16 protein-coding genes, 1 tRNA gene and 1 riboswitch are annotated in these 17,598 nt (G+C 49.6%); of the genes, 12 read left to right on the top strand and 5 right to left on the bottom strand.

Annotation, left to right across the window (positions count from 1 at the left end; all coding sequences use genetic code 11):
• Nucleotides 1-293 precede the first annotated feature (293 nt).
• The gene (locus ACYVH9_RS04725; RefSeq protein ID WP_460636445.1) at nucleotides 294-695 is read left to right on the top strand and encodes a thioredoxin family protein; all 402 of its coding nucleotides are present in this window, start codon (nucleotides 294-296) and stop codon (nucleotides 693-695) included.
• 54 nt (nucleotides 696-749) lie between these two features.
• On the opposite strand, the gene ACYVH9_RS04720 is transcribed toward ACYVH9_RS04725, so the two are convergent.
• The 4 genes from ACYVH9_RS04720 to tgt form a co-directional block, all read right to left on the bottom strand.
• On the bottom strand, nucleotides 750-1,409 hold the full coding sequence (locus ACYVH9_RS04720) for a response regulator (protein WP_460635143.1): 660 nt from the start codon (nucleotides 1,407-1,409) through the stop codon (nucleotides 750-752).
• A gap of 186 nt (nucleotides 1,410-1,595) precedes the next feature.
• Entirely contained in the window at nucleotides 1,596-2,888 is a 1,293-nt protein-coding gene (locus ACYVH9_RS04715; protein ID WP_460635142.1) for a nucleotide sugar dehydrogenase, read from the bottom strand.
• A 201-nt stretch (nucleotides 2,889-3,089) separates the two neighbouring features.
• Nucleotides 3,090-4,550 (bottom strand): OmpA family protein, encoded by a 1,461-nt coding sequence (locus tag ACYVH9_RS04710; RefSeq protein ID WP_460635141.1) that lies wholly within the window; start codon nucleotides 4,548-4,550, stop codon nucleotides 3,090-3,092.
• A gap of 233 nt (nucleotides 4,551-4,783) precedes the next feature.
• The gene (gene tgt / locus ACYVH9_RS04705) at nucleotides 4,784-5,914 is read right to left on the bottom strand and encodes a tRNA guanosine(34) transglycosylase Tgt (protein ID WP_460635140.1); all 1,131 of its coding nucleotides are present in this window, start codon (nucleotides 5,912-5,914) and stop codon (nucleotides 4,784-4,786) included.
• Between the two features lie 172 nt (nucleotides 5,915-6,086).
• Between tgt and ACYVH9_RS04700 the strand changes: the two genes are divergently transcribed.
• From ACYVH9_RS04700 to ACYVH9_RS04685, 4 genes are all read left to right on the top strand, one after another.
• Complete coding sequence (locus tag ACYVH9_RS04700) at nucleotides 6,087-7,250, top strand: glycosyltransferase (protein ID WP_460635139.1); 1,164 nt, start codon at nucleotides 6,087-6,089, stop codon at nucleotides 7,248-7,250.
• Between the two features lie 57 nt (nucleotides 7,251-7,307).
• On the top strand, nucleotides 7,308-7,928 hold the full coding sequence (gene rsmG, locus ACYVH9_RS04695; protein ID WP_460635138.1) for a 16S rRNA (guanine(527)-N(7))-methyltransferase RsmG: 621 nt from the start codon (nucleotides 7,308-7,310) through the stop codon (nucleotides 7,926-7,928).
• Nucleotides 7,929-7,999: 71 nt separating this feature from the next.
• The gene (locus ACYVH9_RS04690) at nucleotides 8,000-8,299 is read left to right on the top strand and encodes a hypothetical protein (protein WP_460635137.1); all 300 of its coding nucleotides are present in this window, start codon (nucleotides 8,000-8,002) and stop codon (nucleotides 8,297-8,299) included.
• 98 nt (nucleotides 8,300-8,397) lie between these two features.
• Nucleotides 8,398-8,471, top strand: a tRNA-Asn gene (locus tag ACYVH9_RS04685).
• Nucleotides 8,472-8,668: 197 nt separating this feature from the next.
• On the opposite strand, the gene ACYVH9_RS04680 is transcribed toward ACYVH9_RS04685, so the two are convergent.
• Nucleotides 8,669-9,931, bottom strand: coding sequence for a hypothetical protein (locus tag ACYVH9_RS04680; protein ID WP_460635136.1), 1,263 nt, complete (start codon nucleotides 9,929-9,931; stop codon nucleotides 8,669-8,671).
• A gap of 561 nt (nucleotides 9,932-10,492) precedes the next feature.
• On the opposite strand from ACYVH9_RS04680, the gene ACYVH9_RS04675 reads away from it, so the two are divergent.
• The 7 genes from ACYVH9_RS04675 to cobT all read left to right on the top strand — a co-directional run bounded on the left by ACYVH9_RS04675 (nucleotide 10,493) and on the right by cobT (nucleotide 17,598).
• On the top strand, nucleotides 10,493-11,698 hold the full coding sequence (locus ACYVH9_RS04675) for a hypothetical protein (protein WP_460635135.1): 1,206 nt from the start codon (nucleotides 10,493-10,495) through the stop codon (nucleotides 11,696-11,698).
• Between the two features lie 177 nt (nucleotides 11,699-11,875).
• A riboswitch (cobalamin riboswitch) is annotated at nucleotides 11,876-12,082 on the top strand.
• Between the two features lie 29 nt (nucleotides 12,083-12,111).
• Nucleotides 12,112-13,314: an ABC transporter substrate-binding protein gene (locus ACYVH9_RS04670; RefSeq protein ID WP_460635134.1), complete on the top strand. Its 1,203-nt coding sequence runs from the start codon at nucleotides 12,112-12,114 to the stop codon at nucleotides 13,312-13,314.
• The gene (locus ACYVH9_RS04665; RefSeq protein ID WP_460635133.1) at nucleotides 13,311-14,390 is read left to right on the top strand and encodes a FecCD family ABC transporter permease; all 1,080 of its coding nucleotides are present in this window, start codon (nucleotides 13,311-13,313) and stop codon (nucleotides 14,388-14,390) included. The genes ACYVH9_RS04670 and ACYVH9_RS04665 overlap by 4 nt, the downstream gene beginning before the upstream one ends.
• The gene (locus ACYVH9_RS04660; RefSeq protein WP_460635132.1) at nucleotides 14,390-15,454 is read left to right on the top strand and encodes an ABC transporter ATP-binding protein; all 1,065 of its coding nucleotides are present in this window, start codon (nucleotides 14,390-14,392) and stop codon (nucleotides 15,452-15,454) included. Before ACYVH9_RS04665 ends, ACYVH9_RS04660 begins: the two co-directional genes overlap by 1 nt.
• A 21-nt stretch (nucleotides 15,455-15,475) precedes the next feature.
• Nucleotides 15,476-16,054: a cob(I)yrinic acid a,c-diamide adenosyltransferase gene (locus ACYVH9_RS04655; RefSeq protein ID WP_460635131.1), complete on the top strand. Its 579-nt coding sequence runs from the start codon at nucleotides 15,476-15,478 to the stop codon at nucleotides 16,052-16,054.
• Complete coding sequence (locus tag ACYVH9_RS04650; RefSeq protein ID WP_460635130.1) at nucleotides 16,051-16,563, top strand: bifunctional adenosylcobinamide kinase/adenosylcobinamide-phosphate guanylyltransferase; 513 nt, start codon at nucleotides 16,051-16,053, stop codon at nucleotides 16,561-16,563. The genes ACYVH9_RS04655 and ACYVH9_RS04650 overlap by 4 nt, the downstream gene beginning before the upstream one ends.
• Before the next feature lie 12 nt (nucleotides 16,564-16,575).
• Nucleotides 16,576-17,598, top strand: a complete 1,023-nt coding sequence (gene cobT, locus ACYVH9_RS04645; protein ID WP_460635129.1) for a nicotinate-nucleotide--dimethylbenzimidazole phosphoribosyltransferase — start codon at nucleotides 16,576-16,578, stop codon at nucleotides 17,596-17,598.

The following is a 17,598-nucleotide window of genomic DNA, read 5'->3' as shown; positions in this document are numbered from 1 at the left end:
ATTTTAATTGGAGCAAAAACCGGCGTCCAATACTCGATATTTTTGCTTAAAATTGCACCATAGAAGTGGTTTGAGCACCCGAATTTTCCACGAAAAGGAAACGAATAGGAAACCCTTCAACGTTATTACTTTATCAGAAAGAATCAACTGTCATGAAGAATACAAGCTTGATCGCTTTATTACTCACCCTGGCGTTGGGCACCAATGCCTGCAACACCCAAAGTCAATCCGAAGGTGACCAGGCCTCGGCTACCGAAGTTGTTAGCACCACAGCAGAAACAACAGAAGCAGAAATGCTGGAGCCAGACGCAGCCGGAACCCCCACGGGCACCGAGCCTGGCATCCAATTCGCAGAAGCCACCTGGAAAGCTCATCTGGCCAAAGCCAAAGCGGAGAAAAAGATTGTTTTTCTTGACGCTTATACTACCTGGTGCGGTCCTTGCAAAATGCTGCAAAAAAACGTTTTCACGCAGAAATCGGTTGGCGATTTCTTCAACCAGGAGTTCATTAACGTGAAAATCGATATGGAATCCGGCGAAGGGCCGGAACTGGCGTTGAAGTACCCGGTGGAAGGTTACCCCACCCTGATGTTCATCGATGGCAACGGTAAAGTGCTCAAAACCGTATTAGGTTACCAAACCCCCGAACAATTATTGGCTATTGGTAAAACCGTTAAAAGCGAAGCCGCTTTATAAACTTTCTTGGCGTTACTCTTGTACCAGCCGCAACGGTTTTCGTTCGCGGCTTTTTTATATCAACCGATAGCACACGGCCAAATCTCGCATAACAACCACATTATCAACCTTTAACTTATCAAAAATCCGGGATTTATGCGTCCCAACGGTTGAGGTGTGAATATTCAATGTATCAGCAATATGGCTTACGGATTTTCCCCTTATAAGATGATAGGCAACTTCCAGCTCGCGATTGGACAGCAGGCTAAATGGGTCTGGTTGTCTGGCGAAATGGGTATCGTCGGCCATCTGCTCCTTCAAGTCTGAACAAACGTAGCGTTTCCCGTTCAGGAGGGCATAAATCGCTTTTAGAATTTCATCGTCTTCAGCCAGCTTACTAACGTACCCTTTTACGCCCAGTTTCAAATACCGTTTAGCAAAAGCATATTCCGTCATAGTTGTAAATAGCATGATCGGTAAATTCGGCGCTACGGCCCGTATGTTCTGGAGCAAACTGAACGTATCTGTATTCTGCATATTGATGTCCATAATGACCAGATGATATGAACGCTCGATAATTTTCCCAAAAGCCTCACTACCATTTTTAGCTTCGTCAACCTGAATGCCGCAGTATCGTTCTTTCATCAATAGACGAAGCCCTGAACGAACGATGGAATGATTGTCAACAATTAACACCTTAGGGACCAGCCGCCCCGGTTTGGTTACTTTCTGCATAAGTCAATAGGTTACGGTGGGCAAGAACAGTATTATGTACAAGCAATTTTATTTCACTTTTTTTACATATACTTTATTAAGACGTATTCCTCTGAAATATGTAACGGTCTAGGTGGCGGTTTTTCTTTTCAACCACAAAAAAAGACCCGCTAGCGGGTCTTTTTTTGTGGCTGAAAAGAAGCTTAATCACATCCGCCAATATTCGATTCCTTCGGTATCTTCCTTATCATATAATCCTTTCAGATCCAGCAAAACGGGCTGCCCATTCATGATAGAGCGGAAATACGCAATATCGAGCTTCCGATACGAATCATGGGCTACCGCCATGACAACGGCGTCATATTTACTTGAAGGTGTGTCCATTAAGGTCAAATTATATTCATGCGCAACTTCATTCGGTGACGCATATTCGTCGACAATATGGACGTTAACGGAATACTTCATTAACTCCCGCACCAGATCGGCAACTTTTGAATTACGGATATCGGATACATTTTCCTTGAATGTAATTCCCATAACCAGGACCTTGGTTTGCTGCGGAGCCTTGCCTTTTTTGATCAGCATTTGCACCAGCTTTGTAGCGATATAGGCAGGCATACCGTCGTTGATCCGACGGCCACTGTGAATCACCTGTGGGTCATACCCCACCTGCCGGGCTTTATACAGTAGATAGTACGGATCGACGCCAATGCAATGCCCTCCTACCAGCCCGGGCGTAAATTTCAGGAAGTTCCACTTTGTACCCGCGGCCTTGATCACTTCCTGCGTATCAATATCCATTTTATCGAAGATAATCGACAACTCATTCATCAGAGAGATGTTCAGATCACGCTGGGTGTTTTCGATCACTTTGGCCGCTTCGGCAACTTTAATGGTGGGAGCTTTATAAATACCGGCCCGAATGATACTTCCGTAAATGGCGGCAATCTCATCCAAGGCCTCGGCATCACTCCCTGAAACTATCTTTAAGATCGTAGTTAGTGTACGCTCTTTGTCACCGGGATTGATGCGCTCGGGAGAATAGCCAATCTTAAAGTCGGCCCCCACACGCAAGCCGGAATACTGCTCTAGGATCGGCAGGCAGTCTTCTTCCGTACAACCTGGATATACGGTTGATTCATAAATAACGAAATCGCCTTTTTTTAGCACACGGCCCACGGTTTCGGAAGCCCGCTGCAAGGGTTTTAAATCGGGAACCTTGTAATCATCAACCGGTGTCGGCACGGCAACTACGAAAAAATTAGCCTGGCGCAGCACTTCAAGGTCGTCGGTAAACACAATATCCCGGTTTTGAAACGCTTCCGGTTCCAGCTCATGCGAGGGATCGATGCCGTTTTGCATCATCACTACCCGCTCGGGGTTAATATCAAAGCCAATAACCTTGAACTGACGGGCAAACTCCAGCGCAATTGGAAGGCCCACATACCCCAGACCGATAACGGCAATCCGTTTTTGTTTCTGCTTTAATTCTTCGTACACAATATGGCGTGTTAAAGTAAGGGACTTTTCATCCAGCGCTCCATTGCAAATGGAAACCCAAATATAAAATACGGGTTATAAAATCAACTATTCTGACCTATCTCTCCTGCCTTTAGCAAGGTATTTGGCTTTTTTTCTACAAAACACAAAAAACCCCGACAGATCGTAACTGCCGGGGTTTTTCGATTGTAAGAACCGTAATTACGGAACCAGGCGCAATTCAACCCGACGGTTTTTCGTCAGACCCGCCCGTGAGTTGTCACCGATGGGTTTGAATGAACCGAAGTAGTCGATAATGATCCGGTTCGGATCATTCAGACCTTGTTTCACCAGGTAGTTTTTCACAGCCTCAACCCGGCGACGCGACAGAGCGATGTTGTAACGGTCTGAAGCCCGGCGATCGGCGTGACCTGAAAGCTGCAGACGGCACTGCGTTTTGTTCAGCAGTTCAACCACCTTGTTCAGCATATCGTGGAACTGAGGCTTGATAATGTTTTTATCTGTGTCAAACGTTACGTTTGTCAGGATTTCGGCACAGGCGATACCCGGCAATGCTGCACTAACGTACTTGTCGAAGTCGATGGCTTCACCAGCACCGGAAACAATGCTACCAGCTGGCGTGTTCGGCTCACGGTCGAAGTAGTCAGATACACCGTCGTTATCCGTATCGGTCAACAAACGTGGGTCGATATCTTTCGGACGGTTTGCTTTCGCAACAGAGTCGATTTGCTCCAGCGTCAGGATAACCGGCGGTTTGATCAGGTTTTTCGGATCCGTCCAGCGCAGGTGATATGTTCCTTTCGTGGTATCGTAATCGTATTTGCCGTTTACTTTCTCAACCTTGATGGCATTCTTACCTAATTTGTAAGTAACGGTAGCGGCTACGTATCCCCATTTGTCGAGATTAGATTCCCCTCTCCGCTCGAACGGGTTGTCAAACTGACCCCGCGTTCCAAAACCGTCAAAATAGCTGGAGCTGTTTCCACCAATGGTGGCATCGAGCCGGTCGGTATTCACGTTGGTAAACCGGAAATCAAGACCCAGGTCAAAACGAGAGCTCAATTCATAGTTAACTGCTACACCAACGGGGATAGCCCAGTCTTTTTCATACTTGGCGTCACGCAGAATACCGTCGCCGTTGTTGGTTTTGGTCCAGCGACGTACCCGCCCTGTTCCTAGCTCATAAGCAGTTGATTTGAAAAACATGACCCCTATACCCGTATAGGCATCGATTTTCCAACGCTTCATTTTGTTGATTCCAAAGAACAGGCTTTTCAGGTTAACACTTCCCGTCAGGTCAGTCTGGATAAAATTGGACCGGAAATACGAGTAGTACAACCGACGTTTCATCCCAACCAGGTTTCCAAACTGGCCATCCAGCTGAAGACCAAACAGGTGAGAGAGTTGTTTACCAACGGCTACGCCAAAAAACGCCGACTTACGTTCATTGTAGCTGTCAAAACTAGTTTTTGCGACCGGGTAAAAGTCATATTCCCGAAGGTCTCCAAAGAATTGAGTGGGTCCGCCCATGACCGAAACTGACCAGGTGTTCAGCTTTGCAGGGCCTTCATACGAGGCTTTCGGGTTATACTGAGCACTGGCACCTGTCGCTGCCAGAAGAGCCAGTCCCATTGCCCTTACGAACAGGGATACTTTTTTCATACTTATCAGGTTATTGTTTGACAGTTAATAAACCATTGAGTGTGGTGAAACAACGTGTATCAATTAATTTAAGCCAGTCGTTTTTAGGCAACTTTCAACGCTTTGCCGCAAAACTATAGATTTTCGCTTAGTTTGCAAACAACACATTGGTAGTTTACAAACAAGTTACGGACCACTTTGTTCATTCAGCCAATTTGTTTTTGCGACACAAGAAAAACAGGATTTGGCTACCATCAAAGACGTTGCATCAGTTTTTTTGACATATTGCTTTTCCAATTTGTAAAATTTCCAGTATTGATCTGCTCCCGAGCTTGTTTCACTAACCATAAATAGAAGGTAAGGTTTTGAAGGCTGGCTATTTGGGCCCCTAAAATTTCTTCAGATTTGATTAAATGACGCAAATAAGCCTTCGAATAAAAATTACTTGCGTACCCTCCCAGCGCGGCATCAATCGGACTAAAATCGTCCTTCCACTTCTCGTTCTTAATATTAATAATCCCCTCCGTTGTAAATACGACACCGTGTCGGGCGTTTCGGGTTGGCATGACACAATCGAACATATCAATGCCCAGACCGATGGCTTCCAGGATGTTTTCGGGCGTTCCGACTCCCATCAGATAACGGGGTTTGTCCAGCGGTAGAACCGCGTTGACATGCTCAATCATGTGGTACATTTCTTCCGCCGGTTCGCCCACGGCCAACCCCCCGATCGCATTTCCGTCCCGCTGTTGTTCGGCCACAAATTCAGCCGATTTCAGCCGTAAATCTTTGTACGTGCTGCCCTGAACAATCGGAAATAAGGTCTGCTGATAACCGTACTTGTCCGGTGTGCTGTCGAACCGATTGATGCAACGGGTTAGCCAGCGGTGGGTCATTTCCAGGGAAGCGCGGGCGTAACTGTATTCGCAAGGGTACGGGGTACACTCATCAAAAGCCATTATAATATCGGCTCCAATGGTGCGCTGGATATCCATAACCCCTTCCGGTGTGAAGATATGTTTGGAGCCGTCGATGTGTGATTTAAAGGTGACGCCTTCTTCTTTTATTTTACGGGTTCCGGACAACGAATAAACCTGATAGCCTCCACTATCGGTCAGAATAGGATGATCCCAACCATTAAACCGGTGTAAACCGCCCGCCTTTTCCAGAATATCCAGGCCGGGTCGCAGGTACAGGTGATACGTGTTTCCCAGAATAATTTCGGCCCGAACATCGGTGAGCAATTCCCGCTGGTGAACCGCCTTAACGGTTCCTGCCGTTCCGACGGGCATAAAAATGGGGGTTTCGATGCTACCGTGGTCGGTCGTAATCACCCCCGCGCGTGCTTTCGACTGTGGGTCGTTAGCCTGTATGGTAAATTGCATGGTACTTCGTTCAACAATCTTTTGAAACCGCAAAGGTCGAAAGTCCTACGCCGAAAATCAAAATCTGTATATTTGCCCGCGTATTCAAATTCTGTTAATCAGCTATTTATTTCCAATTTTGGTGGTCGTCATTGTATCGGTTGTGTGTCTTTTTGCAATAAGCGTACAACTTTTGTACATCCTGGGTGTTTTTTCAAGAACCGCATTTTACCGCGATCCAAACGAAAATTGGTCACCATCGGGCGTTGCACCCATCGACGGACAGCCCGGTGATCCGGCCGTTAGCATCATTGTCTGCGCCTGGAACGAACTGGAAAATCTGCGAACGTTGCTGCCACTGCTAGACGATCAGGTCTATCGGACCTTTGAAGTGCTGATCATGGACGATCGCTCAACTGACGGTACGCGGGAGTTTCTGGAAAAAGCCGTCGAGCGGTTTGAGCATGTACGGTTTATTCGAATCGACCGCGAGCATGAACACGTTACCCCCAAGAAATACGCCCTGACTACGGGCATCCGGAATGCTACGCACGATGTTGTTCTGCTTACCGATGCCGATTGCCAGCCCGCCAGTGAGTATTGGCTAGCCGGTATGGTCAATCAGTTATATACACCCAAGAAAGAGATCGTACTAGGTTTTGGGCCGTACAAACGGCGAAAAAAGCACGGCTGGATCAACCGGCTTATCCGGTACGAAACTTTGTTTACGGCCGTACAATATTTTTCGATGGCGCGCATCGGTTTACCTTATATGGGTGTTGGCCGCAACCTAATGTACCGTCGTTCGCTGTTTCTGGCCAACAAAGGCTTTTACTCGCACATCCGTGTTTTGGGGGGCGACGATGATTTATTCATTAACGAAGTGGCCACGTCTCGTAATGTAGCCATTAGCCTGCATCCCGCAACGTTTACGTATTCGAAACCGAAGGAAACTTTTGCGGAATGGTGGCATCAGAAACAACGACATTTATCGGTTGGGAAATACTACAAAACCCGCAATAAATTCTGGCTGGGGCTGCTATCCCTAACGCACGTACTAACCTGGCTGACGGGTCCAGTGATTGCCCTGATTACTTTCCTCCGTCTACCCAGAGAAGGACTTGCAGCTTTGATGAGTCAGCCGGAGGGTCAACTTTTGTTGGTTGCTACCGGCTTGTTTGCCTTCCGCCTATTTGCTTTTTGGGGCATCGTTGGGCGCATCAGCTACCGATTGGGGCATACCGTCGATTGGATCGCTATTCCGTTTCTGGATGTCGTCATGGGAATTTATTACACGGTAATGGGCGTTGTCACCCTACTTCCACGGAAAAAAAACCGTCGGATGACCTGGAAATAAAGGCCGCCAGAAGCCATTGCAAACCGCCGTCATATCATTTATCATGCATTATTACCATTGGACTTACTAAAAAAATACTTTCCGAAACTGACGAAGCAGCAACTGGAGCAATTTGCGGCTTTGGAAGAGCTATACCGTCACTGGAACGCTCAAATCAATGTGATATCCCGGCAGGACATCGATTCACTGTACGAGAAGCACGTGCTGCATTCGCTTGGCATTGCCAAAGTAGTTGACTTTGTTCCGGGCACCGAAATTCTGGACGTCGGAACAGGGGGCGGTTTTCCGGGAATTCCGCTGGCGATTCTGTATCCGCTAGCCGACTTTCACCTGGTCGATAGCATCGGAAAAAAAATTAAAGTAGTAACCGAAATCAGCTCGGCGCTCGGATTGACTAATGTTCGGGCGGAACAGGCCCGGGTGGAGCACCTGAAAAATACGTACGATTTTGTCGTCAGCCGGGCGGTGACGCGTCTGAACCCGTTCCTGGGCTGGGTTCGCTACAAGATTCTGAAAACGGGTAACAATAAACTCCGGAACGGCGTTTTGTACCTAAAAGGCGGAGACCTGGCCGAAGAACTGGCCGAGATCAAGGATAAATACCGGATTTACGAACTATCCAATTACTTTGATGAACCCTTTTTTGAAACTAAAAAGGTCATTTATATCCCCAAATAGTTGCAGCGCTGGGTTTTCCGGTCCAAACCGTTGACGCACGTTGAACAATCTTACTTACTTACGAAACGCACATGGCAGAAATTTTCAAATCCAGCAGCTTTAAAGACCCCATCAAACGCGACATTGTCGAGTTCAACGAGAAAGGGGTCACTTTCCGCGTCAATAAATTAATTGGCGGAACCGACAACTTTGTGTTTTACGGTGACATTTCCGGGGTTGAGATCGATAACGGCATGTTTTTTTCGACAATCCGTATCATTCCTCGGGCCCGTCCCGAAATTGTGATCAAGAATTTCACGCGCGGTGACGCCCGCCAGATCAAGGAGTTAATCCTGGCGCGTGTTCCTTCTCTTGGCTCATCGGCTTTCTAAGAGCCGAAATCTTTCAGATTTTTCGAGAAAAAACTTGCAAGAGTTCATTGCGTCTCTTACTTTTGCACCCACAATAACCCACTACGGCGGGTTGCAATTCCCGAATAGCTCAGTCGGTTAGAGCATCTGACTGTTAATCAGAGGGTCGCTGGTTCGAGCCCAGCTTCGGGAGCCCTGAATACCAAGAGGTTACAACGTTTGTTGTAACCTCTTTTTTATTGATATCACAGCAACGTCTTTGTAGCAACGCAAGTATTTGAAACGATGGTAGCACCTGCCGAAAACTTATATTGCCATGCTGAAAAGCGAGTCTATTATGACTCATTCCGGTAATGTTTCGGGTTTTACAAAGCCCAACAGTTGGTTTACTTACCACCAATAAGCAGCAATCATATCACTTTTCTTACTAACTAATACCAGGGCTTTGTCGATCGGTGGAAGCAGTTTTACCACTATTCCTACAACGGAAATGGTGGGCAGGAAGAAATTCGCTGACAAAAGTATAAATAGCGCAAAATTCCGTCGGTAATTTAGCCGCTGGATGCATTTTTTATAAAAAATCACAAAGCCAATCAGCAAAGCCACAAAACCGTAGGACAAACTTCGGGTTAAATCCCCCACCGAAAAACTTGCGACCCCAATCGCCACGATGCCTGTGCAGTAAACCGTAAGTATCACCCTATTCTGTTTCATCCACTTCAGCGGGGCGAAGATCAAAAGCCAGGCAAATTTATAGACGAGCACGAAGCCCAGAATATTGGTCCAGGTGAAGGATGAATCCCGAAACCGGATCAACAGGGCTACTCCACTCTCATCTCCGGAGGGCGTTTTCAGGCCCAGAAAATATCCCAGCAACAACCGAATCAGAAAATAGACTCCAAAAGAAAGAACGTAGGGCCAATCGCTTGATGCAAGTAACGGATACGGCTTTTTGAAATCCGCAGCAACAATTTTATGATAAACCAACGCTAGCAAACCGCTGAAAATAGCGCGCTCATCCGTAAAGTATGCCGCCAGAAGACACAACAAAATAATAATTGAACTACGGCTTAAAAGACTAAAAACAATAAAGGTGAAAGCAATGCCATCGTTCCACAAATAGGTATCGTGGAAAAAACTTTTGCCCGTATACAAAACGGAGAAATTGCAGGCTACCAGCGTAGCAAATAACTTATCATTTGAAAACTTAAATACCAGGCTTAAAACACCTACGAAAAACAGGAACCCAAATACATTATTAATGATATACAAGCTAAACATTTTGGTCAACAGGTTCGTCGCAGGAACATAATGCACCAGCAGGGTTGGTATAAACCGGAACGCTATTTTCGACGAATGTGAGCTGACCTCCACCTGCTGGGGTTGAAAAGGGTTCTCGGCTTGTCTACTCAATGACTCATAATTCTCCAGAATCAACTGGTAGGAAGGTGATTCTTTTAACGCTTTTTCCGAAAAATTCAGATAATTCGGCATCGAGGTGACAATGCAGTAGGCCGTACAGAGAAGAGCAACATTTATTTTCCAAAAATTACGCTTGATGACAAAGGTTATCATCATACTCAATGAGGCCATCAACTTTTTCAGTAAAATGACGCCCTGAAGCCAGTTCGGTACTTGCAAAATAAATTTCATATTTCTACATCTATTATCTACTTGTTCAATTTGTATTTTCCTACCTTGACTTTATGCTATTTGATTTCCTTTTTTCAGCGCAAACGCTGTAAGCTTTTCCCAACGATGAATAAACTAAACCTTAAGTAAACTTCTCAAAATAAATTAACAAGCACAGTACAGTTTTAAGAACACGGCTTGTAGCCAAACAAAAAGTGCGGAAAGAAGACGCACGAAGATAAGTGTTTTTAATGCGTGTTACTGAAGGCCACACCTCCTGATCCCACAAATAACTACCTAATTTATTATTCGGGAAAATACTTAATTTTTTTACCAAAACCAATCTCCGCATTCAGGTTGCGTAGGGTATGAATTGAGATGCATTCTGTAGCGTCAATGCGAGTGGGAAAGTCGGCGTAGCTGCACCACGATATGCCATTGTCGAAGAACTAGCCCTAATAGCTATTTCTACCAAAAGGGCTGTTTTTTTATGACAATCCAACGGATGTTTTTTTCTTGGGGTCAAGGATAAACCAAGTGCGCGGTCACTTGTCCAATGTGGAAAAAAATGTAGCTTACCATATGTTTCGCCTGAGTCTGTTTTTCGCCCTGATCGCTACCTGGCTGTCTGCGTGCAGCAGTGGAAAAACAGCGCTTAATCGGGGTACTTTTGATCTTGCTGTTCAAAAAGCCTCCCAACGGTTGCAGCAACCGCACGGCCCCTTCAAGCGGGGTTACAGGTTGGCCCCTCTAATTCTGAAAGAAGCCTTCGTGCATGCGTACAACCAGCACCAAACCGAAATCCGACGACTTTCTTCGGCAGCAACACCAGACCGTCATGAACCCTTTCGATGGGAAGCCGTTTTTCGGGAATATACCCAACTGCAAACCCTGACCGATAACGCCCGGCGTGGATTTGCCCCGCGTGGGAGCGCCAAGGAATGCGAAGCCTGTACAGAGTGGTTGCGTGCCTATCCCTCTTCCTACCTGGATCGGCAAAACGAAGTTCGCAAGCTGGCGGCTGCCGACCGGTATTCGGTGGCCGAGCAAGCCTTTACATACCGCGAAGAAAACCGTTTAGCAGCTAAAGAAGCCTATTTGAACTACCGCAAAGCCATGGATTGGGTTCCAGATTTCCGGCTGGCTTACGCTAAATCCGAAGATGCCTTGCCTTTTGCGATCCTGCGGGTTGTCGTCGAACCGATCAGCCCAACCGACGAAATTAGCCCCGGCGACAATCGGGAATTGCAGGACCTGATCTTTCAGCGCATTGACCGCAACCCCACCCCTTCCACCTTTGTCCGGCTTTACCTGCCCAGTGAACAGGCTGGCGATGGCTTCCCGCTTCACCAGGCCATCCAGATGCAGGTAACTGATTATTCGCCCTTCAACGAAAACATCACCTCATCTTCTACCACCATCTACAGCAATCAGTCGTATAAAGTTGGCGAGAAGAAAATCAACGATTCGACCAAAGTCGATATCATGGAGAAAGTAAGTGGCACCCTGACAACTCATCGGCGGGAAATCAGCGCGGGGCTGGACCTGCGGATGCGGGCCCTGGATACCCAAACGGGAAAAGTCTTGTGGGAAGAACCCGTCTGGGAAAACCGTAGCTGGGTGACGGAATGGGAAACGTTCAGTGGTGATGAGCGGGCGCTCAACGGAAGTTCGCTAAAATCGGCCAGTCTTTTTGCGCCCTCCCGCTGGCAACTCTACAATAACCTGCGCGACGACCTGGCCGATGATGTGGCCCGCCGACTGCGCTCGAAATACGCCCGCGACTAAAAAACAAGAATGGCTGTAGTGTAACCGAAACTTCCTCAAACCGTTGCGTACGCCTTTTCTGCTCGGCCAACAGAATACTACAGCAACGCTGATAAGTTCCTGCGACGCCTGACGACACATTCCAGAGCCCGATTGACGCCCTACGGTTTATTTATCGTACCTTTGCCCCAAAACTACAGAGGTAACTACCGGTTTGGTGCCAAACCGGTTTGTTTTAATAGGGAATCCGTCGGTTTGCCGACTTGGTGAAAATCCGGAACAGTCTCCGCTGCTGTAACCCCACTGTCTGGGCTGCTCACTCAACTGTGCCACTGTTCGTTGCTGAATGGGAAGGCCGTGGGTTGCCGGGGAAGTCAGAATACCTGCCTCAGTAGTAGCACGCAACAGCTTTCGGAAGAAAGGCTTGTCTTTTTATGATTTCACAACATTCGCTCAGCCTGAGGAAACGTCTATTCCGCAGTTGCTCTCTATTTCTGGTTGCTTCTCTATGGAGCCTGGGAGGATCTCCGGCCAATGCCCAGTCGCTCCCATCAGCTTCTCAAAAAACCGCCGTTTCCGCCAACCGGGTCACCATTCAACACGCGCGGGGTTTCACCATCCAGTATTTCAAGACGTACAAGCTCGTTTCAATCATCAGTCCGTTTGAAAAAACGGCGGATACGTTACGGTATGTGCTGGTACAACGCGGCACCCCGACCCCCAAAGGCTACGCAACCAGTCAGGTTATTCAGATTCCGCTCCGGCGTATGGTCGCCATGTCATCCATGCACGTTGGGTTGGCAGGCTTCCTGGGTGCCGAGGATTTGATTGTCGGCTTGGGAAATACCAAATACGTATCGTCACCCAAAGTGATTCAGCGAATCGAGTCGGGCAAGATTCAGGAAGTCGGCCACGATCAAACGCTCAACGAAGAACAATTGATTGCCATGCAACCCGATTTGCTGATGGCGATGGGAAGCCCCAATGCCCGCATGGATCGTTACCGCACGCTTCGGAACGCGGGCATTCCGGTACTCATCAATTCCGAATGGGTGGAAACAACCCCGCTGGGACGGGCCGAATGGGTCAAGCTGCTGGCTGCCCTGCTCAATAAAGAAGCGCTCGTCAATCAGAAATTTGCCCAGGTCGAACGAGAGTACAACCGGCTGGCCTCGTTAACCCGAAAAGTGGCCCGCAAACCTACCATTCTCAGCGGAATGAATTCCAAAGACGCCTGGTTTGTGCCCGATGGCGACAGCTACATGACCCGGTTTTTTCTGGATGCCGGAGGTAATTACCCGTGGGTTAACCGCCGAACGACGGGCAGTCTTCCGCTGAATTTTGAAGCGGTCTATCCCGTCGCCCTGAAAGCCGACTGCTGGCTCAACGTCGGCCTGATGGGAATTGAATCAAAACGGGATGTCCTCGCCAAAGACGCACGGTATGCCGATTTTAAAGCGTTCAAAACCGGTCAGCTCTACAACTACAGCAAGCGAACGAATAAGCGGGGCTCCAACGATTTCTGGGAATCGGGCTCCGTCAATCCGCATACCGTGCTGGCCGATCTGATCAAAATTCTGCATCCTGATCTGCTGCCTACCCACCAACTCGTATACTACAAGCAATTGAACGAATGACAACATCTGCTGTCGACACCCGGCACCCGACACCGGCTCGCCCCTGGCGTCAGCTATTGCTGTTGGGGCTGGCGGGGCTGGCATTTCTTTTTTTTCTGCTGGATATTACAGTCGGGTCCGTATCCATTCCGCTCAAAGAAGTAATCAACATCGTCTTTGGGCAAGGTTCGGAAAATACCGCCCAACTCTACATCGTACAAAAAATTCGCCTGCCGAAAGCCATTACGGCGGTGATCGTAGGCTGCGGCCTATCAGTCAGCGGCTTACAAATGCAAACCTTGTTTCGAAACCCGCTGGCGGGACCTTCCGAGCTGGGTATTACCGCCGGTGCGGGCCTGGGCGTAGCCCTGGTAATGCTGGGTGGTAGCAGTAGCGCCAGCCTTTACGCCATCCGGCAACTCGGTCTTTCCGGAAGCTGGCTACTGGTCGTCATGGCATCGCTGGGATCAGCGCTGGTCCTGCTGCTGGTGCTAACCATCGGGGGCCGGTTACGTGACAATATCGTGCTGCTCATCGTTGGAGTGATGATAGGAACCATTACACTTTCGGTCATCAGCATCTGGCAGTATTTCAGCCAGCCCGAACAATTACAGGAATACCTGATGTGGACCTTTGGCTCTCTGGGGGGCGTTATCGGAACGCATTTGTACGTCTTGGCAAGCGCGGTGGCGGTTGGTCTTTTGCTGGCTTTCTCCTCATCCAAAGCGCTGAATGTCTTGCTTCTGGGCGAAAACTACGCCCGAAGCATGGGTTTGAGCGTGGGTTATAGCCGATTGCTGATTCTGGCCAGTACGAGCCTGCTGACCGGCAGCATCACGGCCTTTTGTGGCCCCATCGGTTTTGTCGGGATCGCCGTTCCCCATCTGACCCGTTCTCTGTTTGATACCGCCAACCACCGCCTTCTGATTCCTGCCACCTGCCTGGTCGGGACCGTCCTGCTGTTGCTCTGCGATTGCCTCGCACAACTGCCCGGAACGCAGGCGGTTTTGCCCATCAATATTGTGACCTCCCTACTGGGTGCGCCGGTTGTCATCTGGATTATCGTGCGACGAAACAACTTACGCTCTGCTTTCTGATGAACGATTCACAGCCTTTGTTGAGCGCACAAGACCTGTCCATTGGCTATACCAGCCGACGACACCCCCGTCAAACGGTGGCCGAATCGTTGTCGCTGGATTTATGGTCGAGCCAGCTCGTTTGTTTGCTGGGTCCGAACGGAGCCGGAAAATCCACTCTGATGCGAACCCTGGCGGGTCTGCAACGGCCCTTGAGCGGTCATATTTCGGTCATAGGACAGAATCTGACGGATTTAGCGGCTCCTGAACTGGCGCAAACCTTGAGTCTGGTTCTGTCCGAGCGGGTCGATGCCGGCAACTTGCTGGTCCGGGAACTCGTTGCGCTGGGCCGAACACCCCACACCAACTGGCTGGGCCAACTGACCACAGCGGATAATCAGAAGGTGCAACATGCCATGGAGGCAACCGGAACCCTCATTTTTGCGGACCGCCGGTTGCAGCAATTAAGCGACGGGGAGCGCCAGAAGGTTATGCTGGCCCGGGCGCTGGCGCAGGATACTCCCCTGATTTTACTCGATGAACCAACGGCCCACCTCGACCTCCCGAACCGGGTGGAAATGATGCGGTTACTGCACCAGTTAAGCCGAAAAACCCGCAAAGCGATTCTGTTATCCACCCACGAACTGGATCTGGCGCTGCAAGCCGCCGACCAGTTGTGGCTGCTCGACTCCCGAGGCAGCCTGGCAACCGGAACACCCGAAGACCTGGTTTTAACCGGGGCGTTTGAAGCCACGTTTGACAAAGAGGGCTTTTTCTTCGACCGAACAACCGGCACCTTTACCATGCACGCTGAAGAACAAGGCCCTGCCATTGGGCTACTGGGCGACGAAAAGCTGACTTTCTGGACGCGCCGGGCGCTCCGCCGGGAAGGCTTCGTTGTGGAGCAACCAGACGGTCGCACGTCCTGCGTCGTGTTGGTAAGCTTTCAGCAAAACCGTCCGAACTGGACAATTAATCGGGGCGGAAATCAGCAGGAAGCCACGTCCATCCAGGCGCTTCTCGAAACTCTCCAGGTCCTCAAACAGCCATCTATCCATCCTGAAAAATCAACCAACCACCCATAACCATTTAAAATACAGATTCTCATGAAAATATACACTAAAAAAGGCGACAAAGGAACAACCGGCCTCTTTGGAGGCAGCCGGGTCGATAAAGACGATGTTCGGGTTGAATGCATCGGTACGCTGGATGAAGCCAATTCTTCCATCGGCCTGCTGCGCGTGAAGCTGGAAGCCGATCACCCCTGGCAACTCAATCTGCACCGGATTCAGAAAGACCTGATGGATATGATGTCGCACCTGGCCCGACCGTCGAGTGCCAAGAAAATCAATACCAATCCGATGCCGGAAGACGGTGCCAGCTTTTGCGAGCAATGGATTGATGAACTGGAAGCAGCCATGACGTCACCCTCCGATTACTTTCTACTACCGGGTGGCAACGAAATTTCGGCCCTGTGTCACGTCATTCGTACGCAGATTCGGCGGGGCGAACGGCGGCTGGTTTCGCTTCGCAAAACGGACGACGTACACGAAGCGATTCCCGCCTACATCAACCGGCTATCGGACCTGTTTTTCACGCTGGCCCGCGCCGAAATGGATAAAGCGGGCGTCGCCGAGGAAAAGTGGCAGCTTTTTCTCTACAAGCGCTTTAAAACCGAAGCATGATCATTTACGTAACGGGCGGAACCCGAAGTGGAAAAAGCCGTTTTGCGCAGGAACGCGCCCGGCAACTGAGCCCGGCGCCGGTTTATGTCGCAACCGCCAAAATCTGGGACGAGGATTTCGGACGTCGGGTAAAACGCCATCAGGACGAACGGGGACCGGAATGGACCACCTACGAAGCCGAGCGCAACCCGGCATCCCTGCCGCTGGCCAATCGGGTGGCTGTTATCGACTGCGTTACACTCTGGCTTACAAATTTGTTCATGGCTTACGACAGCGATGTGGATGAATCGCTGGTAGCCTTTCAAGGCGAAATCGACGCTCTGGCGCTGTTACCCGGAACGTTTATCATCATCTCTAATGAAATTGGTATGGGCGTCCACGCCGAAACCGCCATCGGCCGGAAGTTCACCGACCTGCAGGGTTGGGCAAACCAATATGTAGCTACGCGGGCCGACGAAGCTATTTTTATGGTGTCGGGGTTGCCCCATTATCTAAAAAAACCGTCCTGACCTTCTTTGTTCATGGCTATTTTTCTACCGTTCGATCAGCAACTCCGGCAAAAGATCGACCACAAAACCAAACCGTTGGGTGCGCTGGGTCAACTAGAAAAGCTCGCCTTCCAGATCGGAAGTATCCAGCAAAGCCTGACGCCCCGGCTCACCCGCCCACACCTTGTGGTGTTTGCGGCCAGTCACGGTATTGCGCGCGAGGGAGTCAGTGCCTATCCGACGGAAGTAACGCACCAGATGGTGCTTAACTTTCTGAATGGCGGAGCGGCCATCAATGTATTCACCCGCCAGCACGGCCTGGAACTTTGCCTGGTGGATGCGGGTATCGATTACGATTTTGAACCCCACGAAAAGTTGCTCCACGCCAAAGTGGCTTATGGTACCCGAAGTTTTCTGAAAGGCCCCGCCATGACCACCGACGAACGGGACCGCTGCCTAGCATCGGGTGGCGACATCGTCCGGCGCATTCAGCAAACGGGTTGCAATGTCATCGGTTTCGGCGAAATGGGCATCGGAAATACCTCGTCGGCTGCGGCCCTCATGAGTAAGCTACTGAGTATTCCCGTCGATGCGTGCGTCGGGAGAGGAACGGGCGTCGACGAAAGCCAGTATCAGCACAAGCTGAATCTGCTGCGGCAGGCCCTGGCTTTTCACGCATCCGTCCCGCCAACTCCGCTGGAAGCCTTACAGGCCGTCGGCGGTTTTGAAATTGCCATGCTATGCGGAGCCTTTCTGGAGGCTGCCCGCTTGCGGATGCTGATTCTGGTGGACGGTTTTATAGCCTCAGCCGCGTTCCTGTGCGCCGTTCAGCTCGAGCCTTCGATTCGGAACTTTGCGGTTTTCTGCCACCAATCCGATGAAAAAGGGCACGTGTGTCTGCTGTCGGCCCTGGGCGCCGAGCCTTTGCTGAATCTGGGCATGCGGCTGGGCGAAGGAACCGGTTGTGCCGTGGCTTATCCTATTTTACAAAGCGCGGTGGCTTTCCTGAACGAAATGGCCACGTTTGAGAGCGCCAACGTCAGTCGCAACGATTGA

This window comes from Larkinella harenae (assembly GCF_054780515.1).
Note: the sequence above shows the minus strand (reverse complement) of the source record. Positions and strands in the feature narration are given on the sequence as shown.